Origin of the sequence: Clostridium sp. UBA7503 (assembly GCF_002477055.1) — a bacterium.
Lineage (GTDB): Bacteria > Bacillota > Clostridia > Clostridiales > Clostridiaceae > Clostridium_J > Clostridium_J sulfidigenes.
The window spans coordinates 1-17,611 of the sequence record NZ_DLNT01000006.1; the positions used below are offsets into that span (position 1 = coordinate 1).

At 30.9% G+C, this 17,611-nt stretch carries 15 protein-coding genes, 1 riboswitch and 1 other annotated feature; of the genes, 2 read left to right on the top strand and 13 right to left on the bottom strand.

The features are described from left to right. Positions 1–40: 40 nt before the first annotated feature. The 6 genes from B3630_RS00575 to thiS all read right to left on the bottom strand — a co-directional run bounded on the left by B3630_RS00575 (position 41) and on the right by thiS (position 4,599). Positions 41–874, bottom strand: a complete 834-nt coding sequence (locus tag B3630_RS00575; protein WP_346894567.1) for a deoxyribonuclease IV — start codon at positions 872–874, stop codon at positions 41–43. Between the two features lie 159 nt (positions 875–1,033). Next, positions 1,034–1,612, bottom strand: coding sequence for a thiamine phosphate synthase (locus tag B3630_RS00580; protein ID WP_346894569.1), 579 nt, complete (start codon positions 1,610–1,612; stop codon positions 1,034–1,036). Beyond that, a complete protein-coding gene (thiH, locus tag B3630_RS00585) occupies positions 1,609–2,712 on the bottom strand; it encodes a 2-iminoacetate synthase ThiH (RefSeq protein ID WP_346894571.1) in 1,104 nt (367 codons plus the stop codon). Before thiH ends, B3630_RS00580 begins: the two co-directional genes overlap by 4 nt. A gap of 40 nt (positions 2,713–2,752) precedes the next feature. Continuing rightward, a complete protein-coding gene (locus B3630_RS00590) occupies positions 2,753–3,523 on the bottom strand; it encodes a thiazole synthase (protein WP_346847546.1) in 771 nt (256 codons plus the stop codon). 1 nt (position 3,524) lies between these two features. After that, positions 3,525–4,331 (bottom strand): sulfur carrier protein ThiS adenylyltransferase ThiF, encoded by an 807-nt coding sequence (thiF, locus tag B3630_RS00595; protein WP_346894803.1) that lies wholly within the window; start codon positions 4,329–4,331, stop codon positions 3,525–3,527. Between the two features lie 73 nt (positions 4,332–4,404). Then, entirely contained in the window at positions 4,405–4,599 is a 195-nt protein-coding gene (thiS, locus tag B3630_RS00600; protein WP_346894573.1) for a sulfur carrier protein ThiS, read from the bottom strand. Between the two features lie 215 nt (positions 4,600–4,814). Next, positions 4,815–4,913, bottom strand: a riboswitch (TPP riboswitch). A gap of 145 nt (positions 4,914–5,058) precedes the next feature. Here thiS and B3630_RS00605 point away from each other — a divergent pair. Then, positions 5,059–5,208, top strand: a complete 150-nt coding sequence (locus B3630_RS00605; RefSeq protein WP_346894575.1) for a hypothetical protein — start codon at positions 5,059–5,061, stop codon at positions 5,206–5,208. Between the two features lie 85 nt (positions 5,209–5,293). Here the strand turns inward: B3630_RS00605 and B3630_RS00610 are convergent, their stop codons facing one another. Next, positions 5,294–6,187 carry a LysR family transcriptional regulator gene (locus tag B3630_RS00610; RefSeq protein ID WP_346894577.1) on the bottom strand — a complete coding sequence of 298 codons (894 nt, stop codon included), beginning with the start codon at positions 6,185–6,187 and terminating at the stop codon, positions 5,294–5,296. A 120-nt stretch (positions 6,188–6,307) separates the two neighbouring features. On the opposite strand from B3630_RS00610, the gene B3630_RS00615 reads away from it, so the two are divergent. Beyond that, positions 6,308–7,498: a coenzyme F420-0:L-glutamate ligase gene (locus tag B3630_RS00615; protein ID WP_346894579.1), complete on the top strand. Its 1,191-nt coding sequence runs from the start codon at positions 6,308–6,310 to the stop codon at positions 7,496–7,498. Between the two features lie 122 nt (positions 7,499–7,620). On the opposite strand, the gene B3630_RS00620 is transcribed toward B3630_RS00615, so the two are convergent. The 6 genes from B3630_RS00620 to panF form a co-directional block, all read right to left on the bottom strand. Next, positions 7,621–9,273, bottom strand: a complete 1,653-nt coding sequence (locus B3630_RS00620) for a glutamine--tRNA ligase/YqeY domain fusion protein (protein ID WP_346894581.1) — start codon at positions 9,271–9,273, stop codon at positions 7,621–7,623. 418 nt (positions 9,274–9,691) lie between these two features. Continuing rightward, positions 9,692–9,946 (bottom strand) — a binding site (T-box leader). A gap of 69 nt (positions 9,947–10,015) precedes the next feature. Continuing rightward, positions 10,016–10,429, bottom strand: coding sequence for a hypothetical protein (locus B3630_RS00625; RefSeq protein WP_346894583.1), 414 nt, complete (start codon positions 10,427–10,429; stop codon positions 10,016–10,018). A gap of 143 nt (positions 10,430–10,572) precedes the next feature. Continuing rightward, positions 10,573–14,067, bottom strand: coding sequence for an AAA family ATPase (locus B3630_RS00630; RefSeq protein WP_346894585.1), 3,495 nt, complete (start codon positions 14,065–14,067; stop codon positions 10,573–10,575). Further along, a complete protein-coding gene (locus tag B3630_RS00635; protein WP_346894587.1) occupies positions 14,054–15,280 on the bottom strand; it encodes an exonuclease SbcCD subunit D in 1,227 nt (408 codons plus the stop codon). Before B3630_RS00635 ends, B3630_RS00630 begins: the two co-directional genes overlap by 14 nt. A gap of 16 nt (positions 15,281–15,296) precedes the next feature. After that, positions 15,297–15,860 carry a histidine phosphatase family protein gene (locus tag B3630_RS00640; RefSeq protein WP_346894589.1) on the bottom strand — a complete coding sequence of 188 codons (564 nt, stop codon included), beginning with the start codon at positions 15,858–15,860 and terminating at the stop codon, positions 15,297–15,299. Positions 15,861–16,116: 256 nt separating this feature from the next. Next, positions 16,117–17,610: a sodium/pantothenate symporter gene (gene panF / locus B3630_RS00645; RefSeq protein WP_346894591.1), complete on the bottom strand. Its 1,494-nt coding sequence runs from the start codon at positions 17,608–17,610 to the stop codon at positions 16,117–16,119. Position 17,611 lies beyond the last annotated feature (1 nt).

The following is a 17,611-nucleotide window of genomic DNA, read 5'->3' on the forward strand; positions in this document are numbered from 1 at the left end:
GCCCATGCTGGGCGCACTTAAGAAAGAAGGCTCTTAACTGTTAATTAAGAGCCTTCTTTCTTAATATTTCTATCTCTTTTCCATATCCCTCAAGGTCATTTGGAGTTTCAAGGAAAAATGGCAAGTTGCATAATTTAGGATGATTAATAATATTAATAATGGCTTCAATTCCTAAAAAACCTTCACCAATTTTTTCATGTCTATCCTTATGACTTTCAAAAGGATTTTTGCTATCATTTAAATGAATTGCTTTCAATCTTTCTAAGCCTATTAATCTATCAAACTCTTCTAAAACTCCATCTAAATTATTAACTATATCATATCCTGCATCATATACGTGACAGGTATCAAGACATACTCCCATATGATCCTTTAGCTCTACTCTATTAATAATTTCAGCTATTTCTTCAAAATTTCTACCTACTTCTGTGCCCTTACCTGCCATGGTTTCTAATAACACAGTAGTAGTCTGCTGCGGCTTAATAACTGCATTAAGCATATCTACAATATAATTAATTCCAACTTCTACTCCTTGTTTAACATGACTGCCTGGATGAAAATTATATAGATTATTAGGTAAGTACTCCATTCTTAATAAATCATCTGTCATCATTTCTAAAGCAAATTTTCTAGTGTTTTCATCTGCTGAACAAGCATTCAATGTGTAAGGTGCATGAGCCAGTATAGTAGCAAATTTATTTTCTTCCATTATTCTTAAAAGGGCAGCAACATCTTTTTCATCTATAGCCTTTGCCTTTCCCCCCCTAGGATTTCTAGTAAAGAATTGAAAGGTATTTGCTCCAATTGAAAGTGCTTCCTTTCCCATATTTTCAAAGCCCTTAGTTGTAGATAAGTGACATCCTATATTTAACATTTTCATTACCTCCATCTTCTATTATTGCAAAACTTCTAATTTTGTATTCTATTTCTATATCCCTTGTAATTTAAATTTCAATAATCTAACTTTAATACAATGATACTATAATAGAAGATATATTTGCAATGGATAATTTTTATTATTTAGAAACAACTATTAGTATTTTAAAGTTCTAACTAGGTCATATACGTCTTCACAATAGAAAAATGTAGACATTAATGCCACTCCATGAGCTCCAGCATCTATTACACTTTGCGCATTTTCAGGGGATATTCCACCTAATGCTATAATTGGACAAGTAACTACCTTCTTTAATTCTTGAATAAATTCCACACCCTTAGGCTTTAATCCGTCTTTACATTTCGTAGGAAATATATGTGATGCTAGTATATAGCTACATCCCTTTTTATCTGCCATTATACCTTCTTCTAAAGAATGTACAGAAACTCCTACATTAAATTTCTTTTTATTATCTAAATTCATAAAATCTTTAAAAGATAGATGAACAGTTCTTTCCTTTACTTTTTCATAAATTTTCATATTAGAATTTATTATTATCTCAGCACTTCCAATTACCAGCTCCTTTATTTTATAATAAAGTCTTTCTAATTCTTCATCATCTAAATCTTTTTCTCTTAATATTATTCTATCCACACCAGCCAGTGAAGCTTCTTGCAGGGTTTTAAAATATTTCTCTTCACTAACTAAATGCCTATTTGTTATTAGGTAAATCAAATTCTTTCCCAATCCTTAAATATTGGTTGAAACCCTGCTTCTATTATCATTTCTTTTATTTCTTCTACTGAACCTTCATCATTTATGGAAAATTGTGATGTACCTTTAGTTTTTAATCCATGACCTCCAACCTCTGTAGACACACCTGCACTCATCTTGGTGATTCCTAAAGGTATAAGGTTTTTTCTCATTTCATGATCTTCTCGTGTAGAAACATTTATTCCACTTTGCTGTGCAAAGATTTTATAAGCTAACATAACTTGTACCATTTTTTTATCTTCCACTGGATTTAACTCTTTTAATCCTCCCTCACAAGGTCTGATTCTTGGAGGTGAATAAGTCACTTCTACATGGGGATATTTCTTTCTAATATACTCTCCATGAAGAGTTGTGAAAAAAGCATCTCTTCTAAAATCACCTAGTCCAAGAAGAGCTCCTATACTTATACTTCTCATTCCAGCTCTTGCTCCTCTTTCTGGAGTATCTAATCTAAATTTATAATTCTTTTTAGGTCCTGATAAATGAACTCTATCATAAATTTCTTCATCATAGGTTTCTTGGTATACAGTAAGACCTTCTGCTCCCACTTCTACAGTTTTTTTATAATCCTCTTCACTTAAAGGCTGTACCTCTAAGGTTATAGATGGAAAGTATTCTTTCATTACTTTTATAGCATCTACTATATACCTAGTTGGGGAATGAATTTGACTTTCTCCTGTTAATAGAATAATGTGCTTAAATCCTTGTTTAGCAACTGCTTCTGATTCTGATTTTATTTCCTCCAAAGTTAGCTTTTTTCTACTTATAGAATTTTCAAGATTATATCCACAATAAGAGCATTTATTAACACAATAATTTGAAATATAAATTGGAGTATATAATAAAATAGTTCTTCCAAAGTGTCTTAACGATAATTCCCTTGCCTTTACTGCCATATCTTCTAATACTTTTTCTGCTACTGGTGATAATAAATTAAGCAAGTCCTCATAATTTGGATTTTTTTCATTAATACTTCTCTCTACATCTTCTATTTTTACCCTACTCCAATATCTATTAAAGTCAAAACCCTTAAATTTTTCTATGGTACTATAAAAACTCATTTTTTCATCTCCTCAAATTTTCCGTTAGTGTAAAGTTTTTTTACTCTCCTAAAAATCCTGTCAATGGTGAGGATGCATTTCCACTTTTAGAAACAGTCCCAAATTTTGATAAATAAGCAAGTCGTCCACCTTCTACTGCCATACTAAAGGCTTTTGCCATATTAGCTGGATTTTTTGAAGAAGCTATAGCTGTATTAACAAGACATGCCGCTGCTCCCATTTCCATAGCTTCCATTGCTTGTGATGGCTTTCCTATTCCAGCATCAACTATAATTGGAATATCTAGTTCATCTATCATTATTTCAATAAGTTCCTTAGTTCTTATACCTCTATTACTTCCTATAGGTGCTCCTAAAGGCATAACCGCCGATGCTCCCGCTTCTATTAATCTTCTCCCTGCATATAAATCTGGACACATATATGGGAGTACTGTAAATCCTTCTTTAGCTAATATTTCTGTAGCTTTTATAGTTTCCTCATTATCCGGAAGCAGATACTTTGAATCCGATATAACCTCAATTTTTATCCAGTTACCACATCCCATAGCTTTGGCAATTCTTGCAATCCTAACTGCCTCTTCTGCATTAGTTGCCCCTGATGTATTGGGCAATAAAATAACATCCTTAGGTATATTAGATAAAATATCTTCTTCCTTATTATCTAAATCTATCCTTCTTAAGGCCAAGGTAATAACCTGTGAATTACTTTCACTCAAGACTTCCTTTATAAGTTTATTAGACGGATACTTACCTGTACCTACAAATAATCTATTTTTTAATTCTACTCCACCTATTTTTAACATATCTTCCATTTTAACTTTTCCCTTCTTTCAACATAATTCTAAGTGCCATATTTGCCATATGATTTGCACATATTGCTACCCTTGGTGCCATGAGTCCAGATCCTTCTTTAGCTTCATTTACTCTATCTCCACAAATATAAAACCTATTGTTTATCTTTTTAGTTTGTATATCATTAGAAGAATAAAAGCCTGCCATACCTGATGATGCTATAAGGACTGATTCCTTAACTTTAGTTAATATCTCATTACACAACATTGCTTTATAATTTGCACTATCAAAAGCTTCTAACACAATATCTACATCTTCAAATAATTCTTTTATATTCCCCTTTTCTATTTTCTCAATTTTTTCATTTATCTCTATAAATGGATTTATGTCTAAGAGTTGTTTTTTTAAAGCAATAACCTTATATTCTCCTATATCTCTTATTAAGTATTGCTGTCTATTTAAATTTGATGGTTCTACCACATCAAAATCTATTATTCTTATAAATCCCACTCCTAACCGTGCTAAGGATATAGCAATATTGGACCCAAGGCCTCCTACACCTGCAATGGCTACTCTTGCCTTTGATACTTTTTCATGTACCCCTGGTGTATGCCTTGCCATCATAACACCTCTAAGTTCACTTTTACTTGGAACTTGTCCTCTCTTTATAAAAACAATGTTGTCACCTTCCTTTAATATCTTATCTTTAATTAAAGGAAATCCATTTAGTATCACCACATCACAACTAGGCTTAAGCCTATCCTTTAAACCAAGACATGTTTCACCCTTATTAACTTCTTCTATGTTTTCATTAACTTTAATTTTAATCTTCTCTTTCAAACAAATCCACCACTCTACATCTTTCTGTAAAAGTCTTTTGAAATATATTTATAATTTCTCTTTAGCCTCCCCCTACAAAAGATATAACTTCTATAATATCCTCCTCTTTTAAATATATTTCCCAATAATTTTCTCTTGGTACTATTTCTTTATTTAATTCCACTACTACCTTTTCTTCATTAACATCTAACTTACTTAGCAAACTGCTTATAGTAGTTATTCCATTCATATCTACACTTTTCCCATTAACCTCCATATTTTCACCTTCTTTCAATACCTGTATACATTAACTAAATTATCTTTACAAACAAAAAACACCTAACAAGTGCTAGGTGTTGAAAATCTCAATAACTCATATAACAATATCTTCTTATTTAAGCTTAGATATTAATAATTAAAATTGTATCTTTACTCAAGCTTTTATAAAAATACTAATTTTGCATAAGCAAGGCTTTTATTTTATATAAAAATAAGACTTATTATTTGCTTCCCTACGATGGTACTAACCATATCAGGTTCTTAGAGTTAGGATTTTCCTTCTCAGCCAAATTGGCACCCCTAGCTATCTATTAAATTATATTTATTATATCATTGTGGATTTACAAATTCAACTATACCATTCAATAAATACCTAATTGCGCTCCTATATATATGAATAGTTTTTTATAATAATCACAAAATAAAGTTGAACGAAATGTTGAAGGAGGTTAAATTTATGAAATTAGAAGATAACCCTGAGCTACGTGAAAAAGCTAAACAAATGCTTATAGATGGCGAATCCTATGATAAAATTTTGGACGTAACTCATTTAAGATTAAAAGATGTAAAAAGAATTGAAAGAGAAGAAGTAAGTAGTCATTTTTAGTTAATACAAAATACCCTGTAAAGTAATTCTCTATTTTGTGTGTTAAGCTTTCAGGGTATATTCTATTTTTGTATATGTTTTTGTCCTATATGTCTGTTTTATGCTCTAGTATTTCAATAAATTTTGTAGTTGCTGGAGAAAGGGACACACTCTTTAAAAAACATAGCCCTATACTTCTTTTAGGTATTTCTTCTTTTAATTTCACTTTATATACTGTTCCCTTTTCTAAATATTCTTTTGAAAATTCTTTAATAACACAGGCTATTCCTAAGTTTGCCCTTGCAAATTCTAATAATAAATCATAAGATCCTAATTCGATTTCAGCAGTAATTTTAATTCCTTTAGATAACATATATTTTTCTATGTATTGCCTTGATATAGATTTAGATTCTAATAATATTAATGGTAATTTTGTTATTTCTTCGAGGCTAATGGGTCTAGAGCAACGGTTCTTGTACTTATTTCCACAGACAAATATATCATGAATATCCATGCATTCTCTAAGTTCCAGTGCGGAATCTTCAATAGGAAAATTACAAATTGCAATATCTATTTCCCCTGACTTTACACTAGCACAAAGCTCTAAGGTTGTGGCATTTATTATTTTAAACTTAATATTGGGATATTCCTTGTGAAATTGTTCTAAATAGGGTAATAAAAAATATCTTGATATGGTATCTCCTACACCTATTTTTAAATCTCCTATCATCATATTTTTAATTTTTAAAATTTTATCTTCTCCAACATGTATCAAATTCATGGCAGAGCTAGCATATTCAAATAAAATTCGCCCCTCATTTGTAAGTATAACCCCTTTAGAAGTTCTTGTGAAAAGCCTTATATCTAGTTCTCTTTCTAATTGCATAATAGATTGACTTACTGCGGGTTGAGTCATGTATAACTCTTTAGCAGCCCTTGAAAAACTTTCATGCTTTCCCACCATACAAAACACCTTATATAAATCTAATTTACTTATCATATAAGCACTCCTTATATCTACTATTTAATCTATTTATTTTACTTATACCACTAAAATGGTGTATATTACAAGTGTAGGTTTTAAAAATTAATGTAATTTTACATAAAGGAGATGTTATAATTGGAAAGAGTCGTTGGAACTGTTGTTAGAGGACTTCGTTGCCCAATCATAAACAAAGGAGATAACATTGAAGAAATCGTTGTAGATAGCGTGCTAACTGCTGCTAAAGTTGAAGGTTTCTCAATTAATGATAAAGATGTAGTTACTGTAACTGAATCTGTAGTTGCTCGTGCACAAGGAAACTATGCTTCTATAGACAATATTGCTAAAGATGTAAGCTCAAAGTTTGGTGAAGATACTGTGGGAGTAATATTCCCAATATTAAGCCGTAACCGTTTTGCTATATGCCTTCGTGGTATTGCAAAGGGTGCTAAGAAAATTGTTTTAATGCTTAGCTATCCTTCTGATGAAGTTGGTAACCATTTAGTAGACTTAGATATCCTAGATGAAAAAGGAGTTAATCCTTGGACAGATGTTCTAACTGAAAAGCAATTCCGTGGACACTTTGGATTTAATAAACATCCATTTACCGGTGTTGATTATATTGAATATTACAAATCTCTAGTTGAAAGCTATGGAATAGAGTGTGAAGTTATATTCTCAAATAATCCAAAAACTATATTAGATTATACGAAGAGTGTACTTACTTGTGACATTCACACTAGATTCAGAACTAAGAAAATACTTAAGGCAAATGGTGGAGAAAAGATTTATAGTCTTGATGATATTTTATCTTCATCAATTGATGGTAGTGGATTCAATGAAGCTTATGGACTTTTAGGCTCAAACAAATCTACAGAGGAAACAGTTAAACTTTTCCCTCGTAACTGCCAACCGGTAGTTGATACCATACAAGCTATGATTAAAGAGAAAACTGGAAAAACTGTTGAAGTTATGATTTATGGAGATGGAGCATTCAAAGACCCAGTAGGTAAGATTTGGGAACTTGCAGACCCAGTTGTATCACCTGCATATACTCCAGGACTTGAAGGAACACCAAATGAAGTTAAGTTAAAATATCTTGCTGATAATAACTTTGCTGATTTAAAAGGTGAAGAACTTAAGTCTGCTATCTCTGAATATATTAAAAATAAAGAATCTGATTTAGTAGGTGCTATGGAATCACAAGGTACTACTCCAAGAAGACTTACTGATCTTATAGGTTCATTATCTGACTTAACTTCTGGAAGTGGAGATAAGGGAACTCCTATAATCTTCATCCAAGGTTATTTCGATAATTACACAAAATAATACAGGAAAAACTAATGTAATTTCTTATCCTACTTATATAAAAATAGCCCAAAGGATTTTCTTTATCCCTTGGGCTATTTTCTATACTTTATTTCTAATGGATTTTTCTTATATACACTGACTTACTTTTTATAAGAGCTCTTTAAAGATACAGTTCTATTAAATACTAGCTTTCCTTTAGATAATCTAGTATCTCTTATAAAGTATCCATGTCTTATAAACTGAAATCTACCTTCTTCGTTTAGTCTAAGCGCTGCTGGTTCAATAATTGCATTTTTCTTTACTTCTAAGGAATTTTTATTTATATATTCAAATAAATTATCTCCTGATGGAGCATCATTAAATAAATTTTCAAACAATCTAACTTCACAAGGTACTCCATACTTTGCACTTACCCAGTGAATTGTTCCCTTAACTTTTCTTCCAGTAAAACCGCTACCACTCTTAGTCTCTGGATCATAGCTACATCTAAGCTCTACTATTTCACCAGATTCATTCTTTATTACCTCATTACACTTTATAAAATATGCTCCCTTAAGTCTAACTTCTCCATCTAATACTAATCTATTATATTTCTTAGGTGGATTTTCACTAAAATCCTCTCTTTCAATATACAATTCTTTAGTAAAAGGCATCTTTCTCTTACCTAAGTCTTCATTTTCACCATTATTTTCAATGGTTAAATACTCTAAATGTTCTTCTGGCAAATTTGTTACTACAACTTTTATTGGATTAAGAACTGCCATAACAGAAGGTACCCTTAATTTCAAATCTTGTCTTAAAGAGTTCTCTAGCATAGCAACATCTACTAAAGTATCAGCCTTAGCAACTCCAATTTCTCTTAAAAAGTTTAAAATTGCCTCTGGTGTATACCCTCTTCTTCTCATTCCCTTTAAAGTTGAAAGTCTTGGATCATCCCATCCATCAACTTCTCCACTAGCTACTAACATCTTTAAATATCTCTTACTTGTAACTACTCCACTTAAATTCATTCTTCCAAATTCAATTTGTCTTGGTTTTGGATTATCTAAATCTAACTCATTTAAAACCCATTCATAAAGAGGTCTATGATCTTTGAATTCATTAGAACATAAAGAATGAGAAACCCCTTCAATATAGTCTTGAATTGGATGAGCATAGTCATACATAGGGTATATGCACCATTGAGTACCAGTTTTATAGTGTTGCGTATAGGATATTCTATAAATAACTGGGTCTCTCATATTCATATTGGGACTTGTCATATCTATTTTTGCTCTTAACACAGCTTCTCCCTCTTTATATTTACCAGCCTTCATTTTATCAAATAACTCTAAGTTTTCTTCAATAGTTCTATCTCTATAAGGACTATTTTTACCTGGTGTTGTTAAAGTTCCCCTATACTCTCTTACTTCATCGGGAGTTAAATTACATACATAAGCCTTTCCCTTTCTTATTAAATATAAAGCATAGTTATATATTTTTTCACTGTAATCTGAACCATAAAAAAGTCTATCCTCATAGTCAAATCCCATCCACTTCATATCTTCCATAATAGCATCTACATACTCATGGTCTTCTTTACCTGGGTTAGTATCATCAAATCTTAAGTTGAATTTCCCATTATACTTTTTAGCAATTCCATAGCTTATATTTATTGCATAAGCACTTCCTATATGGAGATATCCATTAGGTTCAGGAGGAAACCGAGTATGAATTTCATCACATTCTCCCTCATTAATATCTTCCTTCACTAGTCTATCTACAAAGTTTAAAGAATCATTTTCATTACACATATCCTCTTAGTAAAGCTTTTTTCACGCTTTACTAAATTCACCTCCAATTTATATATAAATTTTAATTTTAAGATTTTATAGTTTTTCACTTAACCAAATATAAAATTTAGAGTGACGTTGCTAATGCAACTTTCTCGCTTTGCTCTCGAGGAAACTCATTCTCACATCTTTAGCAATATGAAACTCCCTTTCACTTCGTTCAAATGAGTAAGTTCACATGACTAAATCATAGATTTAGATGTTCACTTAAGTTTTACTTAGCTAAATCAAAGATTTAGAGTAATGTTGCTAAGGCAACTTTCTCGCTTTGCTCGTAAAGAAACTCCTTCTCACATACGTTCCAAGGAGTAAGTTTCACTTAACCAAATATAAAATTTGGAGTGAAACTTAAAAACTCCCACCCTAGGACTGTTATAGTCCTTAGGGCGAGAGTTATATTTTCGCGTTGCCACCTAAATTCATAGATATGTCACCATATCAATCTTATCAAGTACGGTATTAAAAATACTTATACTCTAGTCCTGTAACGTAGACCTACGTCATAGCATCATCTTTAAAGAATCCGTATGAAGCTCAGAGCCTTGTTTCGATAAATACTTCTTTACTCCTTTTCAGCACCTGGAGCTCTCTGTAAAAGAAATTAAATATCTACTTTTCTCATCATAGCTATTATTGATATTATTATCTATAATATACAAATATATTTATTTCGTCAATATAAAATTAAGAATATATTTTTATTTTATTCGTGTAATCCAAATCCACTTATTATTAACGTAGCCCAATCTTCATTTTCTTTTTCAATCCACTTATATTCTATATCCAGTTCTTTAAGCCAAGCATTAAGCCCATAACTTTTTTTGCTTACATTCGGAGATTTTCTTCCAAATATTACCTTTATAGTCTCAAGTAATTCAGCTTGTGATTCTTGACCAAGAGGTCTATCAATTACATTACTTATCTCTATACAACATTGAGCATAGGATGAATGATCTTCAAAATACAGCTCATTAGCAAGTCCTATTCTTTTTTCATTTAATTCTTTAATTACCTCATTAATTTCATCAATATTTGATAAATACTTCTTAGCTACTCCCATAGCATCAATATCATTGTCTAGTCTATTTATTTGCTTTTCTAATCTTTCATATCTCATATCTTTTTCTCACTTTACATATTTATTTTGCCATACATAGAGTTTGTATTTAACCAATAAAACTTCTTGTCTTAAGTTGCATCCTCATTTACATTTCTCTTAATGCCAATAATCTATTATAACATTAAAAATCATTGTTGCAATTAACTTCTTTCAATCTTAACTTTACTTCCACCTCTACCTGATTCCGCTGGAGTAATAACTAATTTTACTGGTACCCTATTTTTTATAGATTCTACGTGACTTATTATTCCTACCTTAAGTTTATCATTATGAATTCTCTCTAAGGAGTTCATAACTACTTCTAGTAAGTCATCATCTAGTGTTCCAAAGCCTTCATCTAAGAAGAATAGCTCTAAGGGTGCTGTTCCCTTAAGTTGAATTTCTGAGGATAGTGCTAAGGCTAAAGCTAAGGATGTTAGGAATGTCTCTCCCCCTGAAAGTGTGGATGCATCCCTTGAGACTCCTCCATTTTTATAGTCTCTTATTATGAATTTGCCCTGTTCATCTACTTCTAAACCATAAGTTCCACTAGTAATTTCCTTAAGTCTTTTAGAGGCTTCCATGGATACATATTTTAGTCTAGTAGCAGCTACAAACTCAACAAACTTTTTACCCTTAAATAGCTTTTCTAAATCATCAAGAAGAGCTAATTTATGATCTAATTTTTCTTTTTTATCTAACAATTCCTTTAACTCCAATAGTTTTTTCTTTATATAATTAACTTCTTCTGAACATCTTATATTTACTTCCGTAAAAGCTTTAATTTCCTCTTCTTTTATAGCCTTTTCTTCTTGAACCTGCTGCCAAGCTTCTTCACTTACTTCTCTTCCATTTATCTTTATAAGTAAGCTTTCAATAGCCCCATTAACCTTGGATATGCTATTATTGTACTCTTCAATAAATGTCTTTAATCTCTCTATTTCCACCTTAGAAATTACATTATCTTTAACCTGCTCTATATCTTCAAAACTTTCCTTCCTTAAGCAATCCTTCAAGTAAGTTCTTTCTTCTTCCTCTCGTTTAACTAACTGTCTAACCTTACTTATGATTTCTATTAAAGCTTCATTACAGCTTTTAAAGTCTTTTTCCATGGATTCCTTTTTCTTATCATAATCATTAAAGGAATCTTCTATAGTCTTTATTTCTTCCTGAAGCTGCACTAATAAGTCCTTGAGATTATCGAGTTCTCCTACCTTAGCTTTTATTTGAAGCTCCTTCTCCTCTGCACTTTTTTCTTTTTCTATAAGGGCAGATTTCTCTTTAGCTAAGTTTTCTCTAAGAGAATTTATGCTTATTTGTAGGGATTCCTTGCTATCTATTAGATCATCTAATCCCTTTCTATACTTTCTTATGTTCTTTTCTAACTCTTCTCTTTCTTTTTCTATCCTTAATATTTCTTCATTTTTTTCTTCAAAATTTTCTACATTGATAGAATTTTTTATGCTACTAATATCATTTTCTAAATCACTACAAGATAGAGTATTTTTATTAAATTCTAGCTCTACATCCTTATATTGCTTTTCCTTTTCTTCTACTACTGATTTAATAGTATTTCTTTTTCCTTCTAAGGATAGTTTTTCTTCTTTTAAGGTTTTTATAACAGTCTCTAAAACTTCTTTATTTTTATTATACTGTGAAAGTTCTTTATCTAGTTCTTTAAATTTATCTTCTAATATTACTAGATTCCCAACTTTAAAATCATCCCCTAAAGCTTTTATTTCTAGTTCTTTAGCCTTAATGTTTTCTTCTAAATTTAAGATTTTAGTGTTGTCCCTAGTAATATTCATTTCTATTTCCTTAAGTTGATTTTCAAAGTTATGCAGTTTTTCATTTTTTCCAGTTAAGTCTAGGTTTTCTATATGCCTTATATTCTCAACATGATGCTCTAAAGAACCACAAACAGGACAAGGTTCACCCTTATTTAAATTTTCTCTAAGCTCACTTGCTAAAGTCTCAACCTGTAGCTCTAATATTTCTGCTTTTAAACCTTTAATGGCCTCATCTATACTAGACTTATTTTTCTCATATTTATTTACTGCTTCCCTTAAACTTTTAATAATTTCTTCTGAGCTTATAATAACTTCAGTTGCAATGCTATATCTTTTAGTCTTTTCTGTTTCCTCAGATATACTTCTTTGAAGATTCAAAAGATCAGTAGATTCTCCTGGACAAGTATTAATTAGTTTCTCTAACTCCTCTTCCTTTTCTATAAGCAATGCTTCCTTTTTACTAAATTCTTCTCTGCATAAATCCTCTTTTACGTGTTCTTCTTCCATAAACTTTTTAAGTTTTGTTAAGGTTAATCTATCTTTATCTACTAAAGCTTTTAAGTCTAAAAATCTTTCATTAAGTCTAATACCCCTTTGAACCTTTTCCTTTAAGTAACTATCTATCTTAAGGGCTTCAAACTTCATCTCAGTTTCTTTTATAACATTTCCACCTTTAAGAATTCTTTTATCTAAAATATCTATTTCTCCCTGAGCTTTCTGTCCCTGCTCATTTAAACTTTTAACACTTTCTCTTAACTCACTAATATTAACTTTTAAATCATCTAAATTTTTCTTTTCTATTAAAGCATCCTTAACCTTTTCTTCTTTTACTTTTAAGTCAGGTAATTCCTTATCCTTTTTCTTTCTCCAAAAATTCCACTTACTTTCTAGTTCATCTTTTTCTACTTTTAATTTTTCATATTGGAGATTTAACGCATTTTCCTTTTCCTTCGAGGCTTTTAAATCTCTTAGAGTATTTTCATAGCTTTCTATATAAGGTAAAACCCTAGCTGCACCTTCACCAATTTTTAGTTTTTCCTTATACTCTTCTATTCCTTCAGCTTTTCCCATTAGAGCTTTTTTCTTTTCCTCATAGTCTTTAATATCTAAGCTTAACTTCCAAACTTCTTCTTTTTCCTTAAAATCTTCTGCTAACTTCTTAAGTTCCTCATTACCTTTTTTTAGTATATCTGTTGAAGCTTTTAGTTCATCCTCTTTTTCTTTTAATGTATCCTCATTTATATTTTCATAACCCTTAAGCTCACCAGATAGCTCCTTGTATTTACTTTCTTCCTTGATTACTTCAGCCTTTAACTTACTTGAAAGATTATCTCCATACTTTTGTAAATTAAATAATCTCTCAAGCATATCTCTTCTCGTTCTACCCTCTAACCTTAAAAACTCACTAAATTTCCCTTGAGGTAACACTACAGTTCTAGTAAAATCCTCTAAACTTAATCCTATAATCTCTCTACAAGTTGCAGTAACTTCCTTCACCTTATCTGCTAAAATTATGGGCCCCTCTAAAGTCATATCTACTATCTTACATTTTCCTGATATAGGATTACCCGTTTTCTTATCTCTTTTAAATTCTCTATCCACAACATATCTCTTAGACTTTGCTCCTGAAATTTGAAAGGTATAACTTAAAGCTAAGCTATCACAATTAGTATTTATAAAGTTTGAACTTTTTCTTGAAACCTCTCCATATAAAGCTAAAGTTATTCCATCTAATACTGTAGATTTTCCACTACCAGTAGGCCCAAATATACCAAAAAAGTCTTGCTCAGTAAGTTTTTCAAAATCTATAAATTGCTCTTCATTAAAGCTATTCAATCCCTTAATTTTAAGACTAATTGGTTTCATTATCTTCGCCTCCTTCTTCTGAGATTATAGACATAAGTAAATCAACCACTTCATCCTCTGCATCTACTCCTCTTTCTCTTTTATAAAAATCCTTAAATATCTCTTCAAAGGATTTTTCAGAAAGACTCCTAGAATTCTCATCCTCTTCCTCCACCCCTATAATCTTAGGCATAATTTCTAGGATATCTCTTTTTAATGTCTTCATTTTCTTTATTTCATCTTCATTTATATATCTATCTGTAGAAATTTCAAGATAAACCCAACAATTTCTATCCTTATTTTCCTCACACTTTAAGATAGCTTCCTCTACTCCATTGCATTTCCACACCTCAATGGGCTTATAAACCTCTATTTCCACCTCTTCTATAATGCTATCTTCTCCAGCCTTCACATCTACTATAAAACATTTATTTTTAAAGCTAATTTCCTTTTTATTATAATGAAGAGGTGAACCTGAGTATCGTGCTCTTTTATTAGTTCCAGGGACTATTTGAGGCTTATGCACATGACCAAGAGCTATATATTGAGCTGATTCTGGAAAACAGCTACCATTTACTATATAGCTTCCTCCTAGTTGTATACTTCTCTCTGAACCGCTTTCTTCACTTCCCATGGCAAAGAGATGTGATACTACTAAATTTATAGTGTCTTCTCTATAATGACCTTCTAAAGTGTGAAATAATTCATGTATTCTATCACTATAAGACATTAATTTTTCTTCTTCACTTTCCATGCCACTATACAATATTTCATTTAATCTTTTTTCACTGGGATAGGGTACTGTTAATATAACTGCTCTTTCTCCATTAACTTCAATTTCAATAAACCCTTCTCCAGATTCAATAAGTCTGTGTTTTCCATAGCTCCCTGGTTGAACTACAGTTTTTGGAGTTCCCACCATAATTATTCCATGGTCCATAGCTAAAGGACCTGCTGCCACTAATCTCTCTGGATTATCATGATTTCCCGATATTACAAGGGTTAGCCTTTCACCATTTCTAGAAATTCTCTTTAAAGTATCATAAAACATTTTTTCAGCTCTAGCTGGTGGATTACTTGTATCATAGACATCTCCTGCAATAATAACTAAATCTATATTATTTTCTTCTACTATATTTACAAAATCCTTTAAAAACTCCTCTTGCTCATCCATCCTACTCTTACCCTCTAGATTTTTTCCTAGATGCCAGTCTCCAGTATGAAGTATTCTCAATTTTGTTCACCCTCCATTAATCTATATCTATTTCTTTAAACCCTATAAATTCCTCACCCTTAAATTTCATAACAATAATCCAAGGCATAATACTTTTTATTCTATTAAACTCCTCATAACCAAAAGTTTTATTATAATAATTCAATATTGTACTTAAAGCTGTGCCATGAGTTCCTATTACTACATTCTTGTCTTTATCCTCACCTAATATTTCTTTTAATGCTTTTATATTTCTCTCTTGTACCTGTCTAAGACATTCACCTTTAGAAAGCTTGTACTCAAAATCCTCCCATTGGCATTTTACAAACTCATTAAAATCATCTATCCATTGATCTGTAATAGTCCTCTCTCTTAAATCATCCTTAGTTTTTACTTCTAAATTTAAAGTATTTGCTAACTTTCTAATGGTATCTATTGCACGTTTATATGGACTAGAGTAAATAGCATGAATCTCTTTATTTTTTAATACTTTCTCTACTTTTTTACTATCTTCTAATCCTTTATCTGTTAATGGTCTAATGAAATCTTCATGAATTGAAAAGTCAGGCTCACAATGTCTAATAAAATATATGTTGGTCATTTTCCCTTTCCTCCTATAAATAAACTCTAATCCTATATTATTCTATTATACCTTAAGTTATTTTGTAGTATCATCTTTAATTAAAAACTTACTAGTATTTTTTCAATACTATTGAAGATAGAAAACAAAAAGAGTTATATTAAAACAATTTTCTAATCTTAATTAAATATTGTACACTCATTTAAAATAAATATAAGTACAATATTAATTAAACATTAATTTTGTTTTGATATAACTCTAAACTCATTTAAACACTTTATTCTTCTATACCATAGAATAATTCTATTACATCTCTATCTGGTTTTTTCCCAATATAACTTCCCATTAAGAATGTAATTATAGCTACCACAAGCGCGGGCACTATAGGTTGAACTCCCATTGGTGCAAACTTTGTAATGTAAAATATTATAAAGGAACCAACACCGCAAATCATAGATATTATAGCCCCCATAGCATTAGCCCTTTTCCAATATAAACCAAAGACCACTGGACAAAAGAAAGCAGCCTCTAATCCACCAAAAGCAAATAGATTAATAAAAGTAAGTAATGATGGAGGTTGTATTGCAAGAATAAATACTATAAGCCCTATAATTGCTGTGGACCATAGACTCATTTTTGATATTTTCTTTTCAAAATCTTTACCTTCTTTTACATCATAATTTTTCATAATGTAGTTCATATATATATCTTTTATAATTGCAGCAGAAGATAAGATTAACATAGAAGATACCGTTGACATAACTGCAGCTAGTGGTGCTGCAAGAAATATTCCAGCAGCTATAGGATGCATAATATTAATAACTAAAGTTGGAATAACAGTATCTGAATTTGCAATTCCTTTTGGAAGAATTGCTGCAGAAAGTACTCCCGCTAAAAGCATTCCAAACATTAAAATAAAAAATACTACTGTTCCATAAATCATGGCATCATGCATAGATTTGCTATTCTTAAATCCCATAGCTCTAACTGTGTTTTGAGGAAGTCCAAGGGTTCCTACTCCTACTAATACCCAAAAGGACATGATGTATCCTTTACTAAAATGTTCTCCAGATAAAGGGGTATTCCATACTGGATTAACTTCATTTAAAGTAGCTGAAATAGTATCCATTCCCCCGCCAACCTTTATAATGGAGTAAATAATCAGTCCTGTACCTATTATCATTATAATTCCTTGAATTGTGTCAGTAACTACTACTGCTTTAAAGCCTCCAATGGTAGTATATATAATTACTATTGTACCGAAAAGAATTAGTCCTACCAAATAAGAAAATCCTGTAATAGATTGGAATAGTACAGCTCCTCCAATAAACTGTGCCACCATAGTTACAATAAAAAATATTACTAAAGCAATAGATGCCATTATAACTACTGTGGGTGACTTATATCTTTTGTATAAATAATCTGTAACTGTTACAGCATTAATTTTTCTTGATATTATAGCTAGCTTTTTTCCTAAAATTCCCAATGTCAAAAATGCTGTTGGAACTTGAGTTACTGCTACAAATACCCAGCTTAATCCTACAGAATAAGCAATTCCAGGTCCACCAATAAAACTGCTAGCACTAGTATAAGTTGCTATTAGTGTCATAGCAAGAACAAGCCCTCCCATGGATCTTCCACCTATGAAGTAATTATTAATAAATCCATTTTTAGAATTTTCTTTTGCTGCATTTTTACTGATCCAAACTCCTACAAATAAGTTTAGTGCTAAATAAAAAATAATTGGTATTATAATTAACATTTTTTCCATA

What these genes read in the sequence shown, in the direction of transcription:
- B3630_RS00625 (WP_346894583.1), bottom strand. Translation starts at nt 10,429, where the DNA reads ATGAGATATGAAAGATTAGAAAAGCAAATAAATAGACTAGACAATGAT.
- B3630_RS00575 (WP_346894567.1), bottom strand. Translation starts at nt 874, where the DNA reads ATGTTAAATATAGGATGTCACTTATCTACAACTAAGGGCTTTGAAAAT.
- thiS (WP_346894573.1), bottom strand. Translation starts at nt 4,599, where the DNA reads ATGGAGGTTAATGGGAAAAGTGTAGATATGAATGGAATAACTACTATA.
- panF (WP_346894591.1), bottom strand. Translation starts at nt 17,610, where the DNA reads ATGGAAAAAATGTTAATTATAATACCAATTATTTTTTATTTAGCACTA.
- B3630_RS00620 (WP_346894581.1), bottom strand. Translation starts at nt 9,273, where the DNA reads ATGTGTAATGAAAATGATTCTTTAAACTTTGTAGATAGACTAGTGAAG.
- B3630_RS00630 (WP_346894585.1), bottom strand. Translation starts at nt 14,067, where the DNA reads ATGAAACCAATTAGTCTTAAAATTAAGGGATTGAATAGCTTTAATGAA.
- B3630_RS00590 (WP_346847546.1), bottom strand. Translation starts at nt 3,523, where the DNA reads ATGGAAGATATGTTAAAAATAGGTGGAGTAGAATTAAAAAATAGATTA.
- B3630_RS00640 (WP_346894589.1), bottom strand. Translation starts at nt 15,860, where the DNA reads ATGACCAACATATATTTTATTAGACATTGTGAGCCTGACTTTTCAATT.
- B3630_RS00610 (WP_346894577.1), bottom strand. Translation starts at nt 6,187, where the DNA reads ATGATAAGTAAATTAGATTTATATAAGGTGTTTTGTATGGTGGGAAAG.
- B3630_RS00605 (WP_346894575.1), top strand. Translation starts at nt 5,059, where the DNA reads ATGAAATTAGAAGATAACCCTGAGCTACGTGAAAAAGCTAAACAAATG.
- thiH (WP_346894571.1), bottom strand. Translation starts at nt 2,712, where the DNA reads ATGAGTTTTTATAGTACCATAGAAAAATTTAAGGGTTTTGACTTTAAT.